Origin of the sequence: Zafaria sp. Z1313 (assembly GCF_050563205.1) — a bacterium.
GTDB lineage: Bacteria > Actinomycetota > Actinomycetes > Actinomycetales > Micrococcaceae > JAZDCJ01.
Map to the genome: position 1 here is coordinate 1 of NZ_JBNWUK010000034.1, position 11220 is coordinate 11220.

Annotated in this window: 11 protein-coding genes and 4 pseudogenes; 10 read left to right on the forward strand and 5 right to left on the reverse strand. The window is 58.1% G+C overall.

What is annotated here, in order from left to right:
• Window positions 1-181 (reverse strand): annotated as a pseudogene (locus ACQ3I4_RS16135) (ethanolamine permease); the annotation flags it as partial.
• A 202-nt stretch (window positions 182-383) separates the two neighbouring features.
• On the opposite strand from ACQ3I4_RS16135, the gene ACQ3I4_RS16140 reads away from it, so the two are divergent.
• The 9 genes and pseudogenes from ACQ3I4_RS16140 (at window position 384) to ACQ3I4_RS16180 (ending at window position 8261) form a co-directional block, all read left to right on the forward strand.
• Window positions 384-1169, forward strand: a complete 786-nt coding sequence (locus ACQ3I4_RS16140; protein WP_329863854.1) for a FadR/GntR family transcriptional regulator — start codon at window positions 384-386, stop codon at window positions 1167-1169.
• Between the two features lie 290 nt (window positions 1170-1459).
• Complete coding sequence (locus ACQ3I4_RS16145) at window positions 1460-2710, forward strand: cytochrome P450 (protein ID WP_430633906.1); 1251 nt, start codon at window positions 1460-1462, stop codon at window positions 2708-2710.
• Complete coding sequence (locus ACQ3I4_RS16150) at window positions 2707-3705, forward strand: PDR/VanB family oxidoreductase (protein WP_329864090.1); 999 nt, start codon at window positions 2707-2709, stop codon at window positions 3703-3705. Before ACQ3I4_RS16145 ends, ACQ3I4_RS16150 begins: the two co-directional genes overlap by 4 nt.
• A 310-nt stretch (window positions 3706-4015) precedes the next feature.
• Window positions 4016-5281, forward strand: a complete 1266-nt coding sequence (locus ACQ3I4_RS16155) for an MFS transporter (RefSeq protein ID WP_430633907.1) — start codon at window positions 4016-4018, stop codon at window positions 5279-5281.
• Between the two features lie 281 nt (window positions 5282-5562).
• Window positions 5563-6333, forward strand: a pseudogene (locus ACQ3I4_RS16160) (hypothetical protein); the annotation flags it as partial.
• Between the two features lie 99 nt (window positions 6334-6432).
• Complete coding sequence (locus ACQ3I4_RS16165; protein WP_430633908.1) at window positions 6433-6675, forward strand: glycine cleavage T C-terminal barrel domain-containing protein; 243 nt, start codon at window positions 6433-6435, stop codon at window positions 6673-6675.
• Window positions 6676-6677: 2 nt separating this feature from the next.
• A complete protein-coding gene (gene purU / locus ACQ3I4_RS16170; RefSeq protein WP_329864087.1) occupies window positions 6678-7520 on the forward strand; it encodes a formyltetrahydrofolate deformylase in 843 nt (280 codons plus the stop codon).
• Window positions 7521-7590: 70 nt separating this feature from the next.
• The gene (locus ACQ3I4_RS16175) at window positions 7591-7950 is read left to right on the forward strand and encodes a DMT family transporter (RefSeq protein ID WP_329864085.1); all 360 of its coding nucleotides are present in this window, start codon (window positions 7591-7593) and stop codon (window positions 7948-7950) included.
• 26 nt (window positions 7951-7976) lie between these two features.
• Entirely contained in the window at window positions 7977-8261 is a 285-nt protein-coding gene (locus tag ACQ3I4_RS16180) for a DMT family transporter (RefSeq protein ID WP_329864084.1), read from the forward strand.
• A 122-nt stretch (window positions 8262-8383) separates the two neighbouring features.
• Here ACQ3I4_RS16180 and ACQ3I4_RS16185 read toward each other — a convergent pair.
• The 4 genes and pseudogenes from ACQ3I4_RS16185 to istA form a co-directional block, all read right to left on the reverse strand.
• Window positions 8384-8653 (reverse strand): annotated as a pseudogene (locus ACQ3I4_RS16185) (IS30 family transposase); the annotation flags it as partial.
• 82 nt (window positions 8654-8735) lie between these two features.
• The gene (locus ACQ3I4_RS16190; RefSeq protein WP_329864093.1) at window positions 8736-9092 is read right to left on the reverse strand and encodes an ATP-binding protein; all 357 of its coding nucleotides are present in this window, start codon (window positions 9090-9092) and stop codon (window positions 8736-8738) included.
• Entirely contained in the window at window positions 8974-9468 is a 495-nt protein-coding gene (locus ACQ3I4_RS16195) for an ATP-binding protein (protein WP_329864083.1), read from the reverse strand. The genes ACQ3I4_RS16190 and ACQ3I4_RS16195 overlap by 119 nt, the downstream gene beginning before the upstream one ends.
• A pseudogene (gene istA, locus ACQ3I4_RS16200) lies at window positions 9465-10761 on the reverse strand (IS21 family transposase); the annotation flags it as partial. The pseudogene istA and the gene ACQ3I4_RS16195, both read right to left, overlap by 4 nt.
• A 72-nt stretch (window positions 10762-10833) precedes the next feature.
• Between istA and ACQ3I4_RS16205 the strand changes: the two are divergent.
• The coding region (locus ACQ3I4_RS16205; protein ID WP_430633347.1) for a transposase at window positions 10834-11220 on the forward strand (387 nt) is incomplete at its 3' end.

Sequence of the window (11220 nt, forward strand, 5' to 3'; positions counted from 1 at the left end):
GGAGTCCGCCCCAGCCGCCTTGGGCCAAACCCAGGTTCCAACCAGCGAAATCTCCAGAAATAACGTACGCAACACCCAGCCCTGCCAGCAGCACCCATCCTGCGGCCCCGCGCTTCAATTGGCGGTGCTCAAGATAGCCGGTGTCGTCTTTGACAGGCTTGTTCGAATGCGAAGGTGTCATACTGTTTGCCTTCTTCCAAAAGAGGTAATGGTCTATTTACAGTCCATAAGTCTTCAAACAGTGTGGGTCAGGTCACGCTGGGCGTCAAGCCGCGGGGCCAACTTCTCGTAATTTTTAGTTAAAGCCGCTTCATGTCCTCCGCTTGACTGCCCATTTGGGGTGCATCCATAGGTATTTTTCTATACCGGAATATGATTGACCTATGGAAGACGCCCCGTTCGAGACACCAGCCCGGTTCCTTCGCCCTGTCAGAAATGGGAACGCTTTCGAAGAAACAATCGAGAGACTGCTTCAAAACATCAAGCTGGGACTGTTCAGCGCCGGAGCCAAGTTGCCGGCGGAGCGTGAGCTTGCTGAGTTGCTGGGCGTATCACGGGCCACCTTGCGTGATGCGTTGGCGGAGTTGCAAAAGGCGGGTTACGTGGAGGTTCAGCGCGGCCGCTACGGCGGCACCTACGTTGCCAAGCGCCGATTCGTAGATCCTGTGCGGCCCGCGGACTTAGATCCGGATGAGGTCGAGGATGCACTCACATTTCGAAGCGTTTTGGAGCCGGCGGCTGCATCGTTGGCCGCCAGGGCGCGGCTTTCTCCAGCTCAACGCAGACATTTACTGGACACTTTGGCCGAGGTAGCAGCAGCACCCTCGGACCTGTACCGGCCCAAGGACGCCAGATTCCACGTCGCGATTGCAGAAGTAACGGGTTCACCAAGCCTGGCTGCAGCAGTGGCAGATGTCCGGGCCCGAGTCAGCGATCTATTGGATCGCATTCCCTTTTTGGAGCCCAACCTGGAGCACTCCAACCAGCAGCATCAAGCGATCGTTGACGCTATCCTGCGCGGAGACCACGAGACGGCTTTCAAAGCCACTCAGGACCACTTGGAAGGAACCGCTTCGCTGCTGAACGGATTCCTCGGCTCCCCTGGCGCGCCAGCCCCAGCGCCGTCCGATTCCCTCGCAAACCCGGCAATCGTCCAGGTATTCAACTGACCTCTGGCACATCGGGTCTCTTTTCTGGAGCGCTTGAGACAGCCCTTGGCCTAGTCAGCGGTATCCAAGAATTTCTTGAAAAGAGTTCAGCCGATTGCAAAGTGATCCCATGCACGCTAACGTTGTGGCCCGTATCACCTACATGTGAAAAGTGGTGGGATTTTAGAGTACAGAGATTGGGCGGCTTCGCGAGAATCAGATAGATCCCGGCGTTAGCGGGGATCCGAATAGTCACCCTATTCCGCGGGCTCGTCAAGGCTTATTAGTTTGCCGAACGAAACGAGGGAGTTATGACTGAAACATTGCGAGAAATATCCGATATTCCACTGCTGCATGAGTTCGATGATCCGGAGTGGGGTACGGATCTAGCGTCGACAGCGAAGGATCTTTTTAGCCGGGACTACCAGGGGCTTTTGCGACTATCAGATGGTTCTGTTTTCGTGTATCGAAACTCCCAGTTGGCCGATCTTTCGCGCCATCCAGCAGTCGGACACCAGCCGATCGGGGTCATGACCAGTGGCCTGCGGCACCCTGATTCCCTTAGCGAAAGTGGTGTAGCCCGGCTCCTCCACGCAAGTATTTTCTCGTGGATGCCGCCACAGCACCGACCGGCGAAGCAGTTATTGAACAAAGTGCTGTCACCAAAGAACGTTGGCAAGTTTCGCGAGGAAATTTCAGCGTTTCTAAATGAACTCATTGATAAGAACCTCGAGGAAGGAATTTTCGACTTTCGGAAGGATTTTGCGCGTATGGCGATGGTTCACTTCTGGGCCACGTCGATCGGAGTGCCGCTAGACGTCGGAGAACAACTGTTTGCTGAAGCAGAAAAGGTTCAGACATCTTTCCTCATCGCGCCGACAATGGAGCAGACGGTCGTCGCAAACAAGTCTGCCCACGTATTTATGGATCTTCTCGAAGAGGCGATCCCACGGGCCGTCATTGAGGAGAGAGCTCCGATGCTTGAAGACATTCAAGAGAGCAACCGTTATCTCGATCGTGGCGACCAAGAAATGGATACGTATAAGGCCTTCGCCGGCGCCTTGATTGATGGATACCACACATCGAGCCCTTTCATCACCAATATGGTTTATTCGATGGTCGAAGCAGGCCTCCAGCCCACAATCCCGGACCGCAGCCCAATGGAATTCGCGACCGCAGTTTACCAGGAGAGTTCACGTCTTCATCCCGTCGTCGCTTCCATGCCGAGGTACTCAAGTGAGGAGTTCGTCTACGACGGCGTACGAATTCCGGCAGGTGTCGACATTCACATGGGCTGGTTCTTCGGAAGCCGAGATCCGGAAGTGTTCGCCGACCCCCATGAGTATCAACTCGATCGGTCGAACCGCGTCAAGCAGTTCACCTACGGCGGCGGGCATTATGTGTGCCCCGGTCGAAATGTCGTTCAGATTATGAGTGAAATGACGGTCCTTGAGTTGACCAAGAGGTCGATCGAGTTCGAGGTGGCCGAGGAGCCCAAATGGGCGGCAGGATCCATGTTCCACGAACTCCACAGCTACAAAGTGAAGATGGCTAGGTCGTGATTCCGGAGAACACCGATTCAGATAGTGAAAAGCTCAAGAAAGTTGATCCATCAATGATAAATGTGATCGTGAGAGACCGTATTGACGAGGCCGAGGGAGTCATTTCCCTCCTTCTCGAACGACCAGATGGGGGTTCCCTGCCAAAGTGGGAACCGGGAGCGCATCTGGAATTGGTGCTGGGTGAATCGCTGATACGGCAGTATTCGCTCTCGTCCGACCCACAGAACAGCTCTCAGTGGCGTCTCGGGGTTCTTAGAGAACCGGAGGGCCGAGGGGGTTCTGAACGTGTGTTCCAGACACTGTTGCCTGGAGTTGAGGTCGTGGTCAGCGAACCGCGCAACAACTTCCTCCTCGAGCCCTCGTCTCAGTACCTGTTCATCGCAGGCGGCATCGGGATCACCCCGATTCTGTCAATGATCACTGTCGCCGAACGAAAAGGTATTCCGTGGAGATTGTTGTATGGCGGTCGTTCCCGTAACTCCATGGCATTCGTGAAAGAGCTCCAGCAGTACGGCGACAGGGTCACCTTTGCGCCGCAGGACGAGGTCGGATTGTTGGATCTCGCCTCCTGGTTGGAACATGTCGAGCCAGGCATGACTGTGTATTCCTGTGGGCCCGAGCCGTTGCTGAATGCAGTGGAAAGGCAGATGGCTCACTGGCCGGCGGGAAGCTTGCGGGTCGAGCGTTTCCGACCGAAGGTGCTTGAATCCGTCGAGGAGGATCACGAGTTCGAGGTCGAGTTCATTGATTCAGACGTGACGCTCAAGATACCTGCCGACCGTTCGATCCTCTCGGTGGCTGAGGATGCCGGCTTGCCCGTCTTCTCCTCGTGCGAGGAAGGTACATGCGGCACATGCCAAACACGTGTCATCGAGGGACTCATCGACCACCGAGACTCGCTCTTGAGCAAGGAAGAACAAGGCAGAAACGACATCATGCTTATCTGTGTATCGCGGGCGGCTAAGGGCTGCAGCAAGTTGCGGCTCCGTGGCTGACCGGTTGGCTGGGGTACCGCATTTAAAGTCACTGGGTGTTTGCAGCATCTGGTAGACGATACACCGATCGAACCCTTCATATACGAATCTCCTTGCCGCCGGCAACCGTAGGTGCAATGGGGCAATCATCTGAAAAATTAGTCTCTTAGTGGCTTACATTCTGGATGGGATAACTGCGGAAGCAATTTCACGCTGCTTCCTCTTGATCAGATCTTATCGTGACGCAACAGGGTTTATGTCCTGGTGTACAAATAGACTGCATGGATAGTGAATCGACACAATTCAATCAAATTACATTGGAGAATAAGAAATGTCAGAAACTACTGGGCCATTACAGGGCCGGTGGAGGGCGCTGTCGGTGTGCTTCTTTGCCGGCGTCGCCGTGTTCATCGCATATATAGGTTATTCCACACAGGTCACCACCATCATGGAAAATCTGGATGTCAACTACACCCAGATTGGTTCGCTCGCGTCGATCACCGCCTTGACCGGTGGCATCACCCTGCTAGTCGTCGGCAACTGGGTTGATAGCAGGGGGCCGAGGGCCGGCACCGTTGCAGGACTTCTGATCGCAGGTCTTGGCCAGATTATCTTCACAATTGCACCGAACTATGAATTTCTGCTCCTGTCCCGCGCCCTGATGGGTATCGGAATCGGGCTCCTGTTCGTTGGCCCTTACACGATGGTGGCTCGGTGGTTCGAGCGGTCAGGAAAAGTGGCCGGGGCTCTCGGCGTCATGGGCGCAACCGAGGGTGTCGGCACCCTTGTTGCGACGTACTTGCTGGCAATTGTCTACACCAGCGCGGGTTACGACGCTGGAAACGTCGTCGCGTCGATCATCATTATCGGCATGGCACTCGTTGCCGCGGTACTTCTGAAGGAGCCACCGCACCTGGAGCGCGGGAAGCTTGCACCGCCTGAGGAGGGCATCTTAAAGCAGTATCTCAAAGTTCTTTCGCACCGGAATATTATTGCCGCATCATTCGTGCTCATCGGGCTGTGGGGCGTCTTCTCGATGGTCGTCTTCTGGGTTCCGACACTGCTCATGGAAGAAGCAGGATGGTCTGCAGAGGGTGCTGGCTTTATGGCCGCTGTGTACCCGTTGGTCGGCACGGTAGCCGCGGTTGTTGCCGGCTTGATTTCCGATCAGCTGCGACGCCGCAAGCCGCTCCTCCTGCTCTCCGGATTGGGACTCGCGCTCAGCTCCATCGGCTTTGCGTTGGCGCTTCTGGCAGGCAACTACACCGTACTTGCAATCCTGCTCCCGATCGCCGGCATTTTCCACTACACGGGACTGCCGATCGCGTTTGCTCTCGCCTTTGATTCAGTTGGAATCCGGCTGACGGCGACAGCGAACGGCTTCCTCCACGGAATTGGGGCCCTCGTCGGCGGCCTTGTCTTCCCGCTCGTAATCGGCGCCGTTCGCGATGCGACCGGATCGTACAATGTAGGCTTCATTACACTCGCGATCACGATGTTCGTATTGAACTTCCTGATTCCCCTTGTTGTGATGAAAGACGTTACCCCCAGCAAGACAGATCGGGCCGAGCTCGCTTCTGAACCAACCTCGGCCTAAGAAGTATCGAACGGCGCCGACCGGGGCGGCGGCACTGAAGAATACAGAAGGTGCCGCCTCTCCTGGTGGTCTTCGAACCACACCACGCGACGCTCCAAGAGCACGTGCACGCCACAGTCTCCCGATTACAGGTGCTCCTACGCGCGCATACGAGCAGATGAGAGCTCCAAGTCAAATGGGAGCTCCAAGTTTTCTCTTGACGAACGTGACGTTCCCCAAGCAGTCAAGTAGCCAACAACCGCATCAAATTTCCGCCATCCATCCTAGGAAAGAGTATTGTCATGGCCCTACCCACCGGACTCGCACACAACCCAACCTCCGAACGCTTCGGACACCTGGTGTCAGACTGGGAAGATACGTACGGACAGGTATGGGCACAAGACTATGGTGACCCAGAGGAGGAGTATCAGGCACTTCGCGAAGCAGTCGTCGTGCTCGAGTATTCTCCGATTCGCAAATGGTTTGTCGATGGTCCCGACGCCATCAAGGTTGTAGATTCAATCTTCTCTCGCGATGTCGCAGCACTCCCACTGGGCCGTCTTGCATACGGAGTCATCGTCGATGACGAGGGCTTCATGTAAGAAGAACTCACAGTCGTGAAATACTCAGATGAGCGCATCTTGCTCATGGGGGGCGAACTAGACACGCAGGCCCAGATCGAGAAGGCGCTCTTGCCAGGGACAACATTAACCGATCGCCGCGACGAGTACGCAGTCGCGTCTATCCAGGGCCCGAACAGCCGTGCATTGTTGCAACGGCTCACTGACGCGGATGTATCCAACGAGGCGCTCCCTTACTACGGGGCACTCTATGAAGTGGACGTCGCCGGCGCACCCGCATCAATCTTCCGTGTAGGTTTTACCGCTGAACTCGGCTATGAAATCATGGTGCCGATTGCCCACACAGCACAGCTCTGGGATGCAATTCTCGCGCAAAAGGATCTTGGAGTCAGGCTGATGGGCCTGCGCGCGCTGATGGTCGCTCGTACCGAGGCTGGCATGCTGGTAAACGGCGTTGAATACGATCGAAAGACCACCCCCTTCGAATGCCGTCTCGGGTGGACCATCGACTTTGACAAAGGAAACTTCCAAGGCCGGAGCGCGCTGCTTGCGAAGAAGGACTCCGTCGATAATCGGCTGGTCAGCATCGAGATCGACGCATCTGCAGAGAATCTTGACAATGCTCCCCTATTCGTCGACGGCGCACAGGCCGGTCGAGTGACTGTGGCTGTGCCTTCGCCGGTCCTTAACGGAAAGACACTGGCCCTCGCCCGAGTCAACGGAGAGCACGCTTCCCTAGGTACAGAGCTCAGAATCGGCGAAGGCACAGGGGCCCACGCGGTCGTCCGCCAAACTCCTGCGTACGACCCGCAGCGTCTCAAAGCGAAGAGTTGAACATGCAGCAGTATGTGCTGAAGTACATTTCCCCCGACCAGGCGGGCATCACGCACGCCCTTACGGGCGTGATCTCAAGGGCTCAGGGCAACATCCTTGAAAGTGCACAGTTCTCCGACTTTGAGAGCGGTAAATTCTGTGTACGGATCAAGTTTGAAAGCCCAGCGCCCCGAGAGCGGCTTCGCACCGCGTTTGCTGACCAGCTCGAGCCGTTCGACCCGATCATCCAATTGCGCGAAGCGAACCAGCACCGTCGCGCACTCGTGATGGTCTCCCAGCTGGATCACTGCCTGGATGACCTGCTATATCGCTACCGCCGGGGTGAACTCTCAGTGGAAATACCGGTAGTGGTTTCGAACCATGAGCTCCTGCGACCGATGGTCGAACGGGAGGGCATCCCCTTCGCTCATATCCCTGTAACCCCTGCCACGAAAGCCGAGGCAGAGGCACGGGTGATACAACTCATCGAGGAATCTGATGTTGATTTCGTCATTCTCGCACGCTACATGCAGATCCTCTCCGATGATTTCAGCCAGCGATTTGCGAGTCGGATTATCAACATCCATCATTCCTTTCTCCCAAGCTTCAAGGGCGCAAAGCCCTATCATCAGGCACGGGAGCGTGGGGTCAAGCTTGTGGGCGCGACCGCACACTACGTCACAGCAGACCTCGATGAAGGCCCGATCATCACACAAGGAGTGTCACCGGTGAGTCATCGAATGAGTGCTGAGCAGATGGTGGTGGTTGGACGTGACATCGAGCGGGCAGTCCTTTCAAAAACCGTACAACTCCACGCTGAAGAACGGGTCTTTCTCACGAACGGCCACACGATCATCCTCGATTGATAGCTGACTCCGAGCTACTCTCGACATCGTTGCCTTGAACCAACCGAAAATCAGCAAAAGGACGTCTGAGATGCATAAGTGGACGTTGCTCGCCGGCGCAATCTCGTCGGAAATAATTGCGACGATGTCTTTGCGCGCAATGGTTAGTCAACCCTCATGGCTGGTGCTCGTAGTTCTCGGATATGCGGGGGCATTTTTCCTGCTTGGGCTGTCCCTCCGAGCAGGAATGCCTCTTGCCCCCGCATACGGAATTTGGGGGGCTATAGCCGTTGCGTGCATCGCCTTGCTCGGAGCGATCATCTTCGGCGAGTACCTTAGCACCACGTCTATCATCGGCATCGGCGTGATTATCGTCGGTGTCATACTGATCGAGACCGGAGGGGCGAAAGACCCGACACCCTACCCGGCAGAAATCGATGCCGGGTCATGAGCTGGTTTTGGCTCACACTAGCCATCATGTTTGAAATCACGGCAACAATGAGTCTGCGCGCGAGTGATGGATTTCGACGAAAGCCTTGGCTCATCGGGGTCGTCTTGGGTTACAGCCTATCCTTTTCGTGCCTCGGTCTGACATTAAAAGCAGGCATGTCGGTCGGAATTGCCTACGGCATTTGGACCGCGGTTGGTGTCCTCTTGCTCGCGATCCTCGCAAATCTAATATGGAAGGAGCCCCTGACAAAGCGAATGCTCGTCGGAATCGCGGTAATTGTCACCGGAGTATTCCTTGTTGAACTGGGCTGAACTGCGGTCTCACGGTTTCCTACCCCACTTCCTTCGACGGGATGTTCAAGAGTCGCCAACCGCACGGCCCACAGGGGACTAGCCCCAATGGCAGATTCTAGGGGTCGATGCAACACCCGTGGTCAGCAGGCTTCAAGTAAACCACGTAGTCGCTCCGCCGGCGTGTCCCAGTCCAGCGTTTTGGGTGGTCGGGCGTTGAGTTCTTGGGCGACGTGCTCCAGATCCTCGGGACCGTAGGCGTTCAGGTCGGTGCCCTTGGGGAAGTATTGGCGCAGAAGTTTGTTGGTGTTCTCGTTGGATCCTCGTTGCCAGGGGCTGGCCGGGTCGCAGAAGTAGACGTCCATGTCGGTGGCGATGCCGAAGGCGCTGTGCAGGGCCATCTCCGCGCCCTGTGTTTCGTCAACTTGAAGTCGGCCGTTTCAGCACTAAGAATCCGGCCACTTGAGCACGGTTTCCTGCCATTTCGGCGATTGGCTATTTCATGAGGGCGTTCTTGACCCGGTAGGACTCGCCGCGGAACTGCAGGAGCCGACCGTGGTGGACGATCCTGTCGATCACGGCGGCGGCCATGTTGTCATCCCCGAACACGGTTCCCCAGCGGGAGAATTCCAAATTGGTCGTCAGGATGAGGCTCTGTTTCTCGTAGCTGTCCGTGATGACCTGAAAGAGCAGGCGTGCGCCCTCTGTATCGATCGGCAAATACCCAAGCTCGTCAATGACCAGGACGCGGTTCCGGGCCAGCGCGGCGAGCTCCTTGTCGAGTCGTTGTTCCTCTTTGGCCCGGCGCAGCTGCATCACCAGGGCCGAGGTAGTGAAGAACCTCGCCGGGATGCCCTGCTGGCAGGCAGCGGCAGCCAGCGCGCTGGCCAGGTGGGGTCTTGCCGGTTCCGACGTCCCCATAGAGGACCAGGTCCTGGGCGCGGTCAATGAAGTCCAGCGACGTCAACGCCTCCCGCCCGTAGTCCGCGGGGAACCGGACGGATGACCAGTCATAGCCTTCCAGGGTTTTCAGCGCCGGCAGCCGGGCCGCACGCAGCAGACGCTGCCGACGGGATTCCTGCCTCGAGGCGTGTTCGGCCTGCAACAGGCCCAACAGATATTCACGCTGCTTCGGGGTGCCTTTTTGCGCCCATTCGGTCAGCACGTCACGGGTCAGGGATGCCGCCCGGCCGGCCTCGATGATCTGTTGGACCTCGACCCCGTTCATGCCAGCTCCCCGGCCGCTGCCACGAGATTGTCATAGACGCCTAGATCCACCTCGGCGGCCGCTGGTTCGGCGCCGTCGGCGATCCGGCGGGCGAGCATCGCCAGGGCTGCGGGATCCGGGGTGCCGTTGTGACGGATCAAGGTCTCGGCGGCCTGGATGGCAGACTCGAACCCGGCCGGTCCCGTCGCGGCGTCCACCGCGTTCAGCAGCCGGCGCCGCTCGGCCGTTCCCGCCGAGTCCAGCCAGTCCCGCACCGGGTCCGGGACCACCTCCCGCAGCGGAGAGTGTGACCACGCCCCGGGTTTGCGCACCAGCAGCGGCAACAACGTCGCCGGCTCGAACACCGTCTGGCTTTGTCTGCCGAAGACCCGCCCGAACGTGAGGACGGGCGCGGCCTGCTCGTCGAGGATCTCGACGACATCGTGGCGCAATCCCACCGTGAGCGTGCGGGAGGCGAACGCCGGACCCGCGGCATACGTGTTGCCCTCGATGAGGATGTTCCCGGTTTTCTCCGCCCTGCGGGATTCGTAGCGCACCGCGTCGAATCCAATCCCGGGCAGGGCCATGGACGCGGCAACATCCTGGGTGAACAGCTCACCGGTCGTAAGGTGCTTGCGCCATGAACTGTGCTGGCCAGCGCGTCGCAGCGGGCCAGCAGGACCTGGTTCAAGCCCGCCAGGGTAGCGGCCTCGGGCTCGGGCACCATCAGGTTCCGGCGCAGGAAACCGACCGCGTTCTCCACGTTGCCTTTCTCGTTGCCTGAATTCGGATTGCAGTACCGTGCCGCGGTCCGGTAATGCAGCTTAAACGCGTTGAACAGCTTGGATTCGATCACTCTCGTCCCGGTGCGCCGGCCCACACCGGTGGCATTGTCGAAGACCAACTGTCTCGGGACGGCTCCGATGTGCTCGAAGATGGTCCGCAACCCGAGGCAAACGCACTCGGCCGTCTCGCCGCGGTAGGCCTGCACGAAACGCATGTTCGAAAACGGGAAGGTGATGACCAGGATATGCAGCAGCTGCCGGATCCGGCGATGATGGCCTCGGCCTGGCCGAAGTCGACCTGCGCGGTGCCGGCGGGCCAAACCAGTTCCGCGTATCCTTCGCCCCGGGCACGGTTGCGTGCTTTGAACCGCTTCACGTACCGCTGCACGGCTGAATAGGAACCGGTGAATCCGTGCTCGGCCACCAGGCGGTCGAAGACGCGTTTGGCGGTATGGCGTTGCTTGCGCGGGCGCCGCTGGTCCTCGGCCAGCCACCCGTCGATGGTCTCCTCGTATCCGGTCATCACCGAGCGGGACTGTGGAAATAACGGTGTATCCGGCTCGACACGCCGGGCGGTAAGCCTGGCGGGGAGGAGCCCGATATGGCCGCAACACTTGAGGCTGTGCCGAGTACGAAAACCGCTGAAAAGAAGACAGAAGTATCCGAGGGCGACGCTGCGCGCGAGCTGGTCAGAATGGCGAAGGAACAGGGCCTGTCCCTGACCGGGCCGGACGGTCTGCTCAAGCAGCTGACCAAGACCGTGATCGAGACCGCGCTCGATGAGGAAATGACCGAGCATCTCGGATATGAAAAGCACGATACGGCAGGGAAGCAGACCGCGAATTCCCGCAACGGCGTGCGCCCAAAAACGGTGCTGACGGAGACCACGGGCCCGGTGGAGGTGGACGTGCCGCGGGACCGGGAAGGGACCTTCTCACCGGTCATCGTCAAGAAGCGTCAGCGCCGCCTGACCGGTGTCGATGAGATG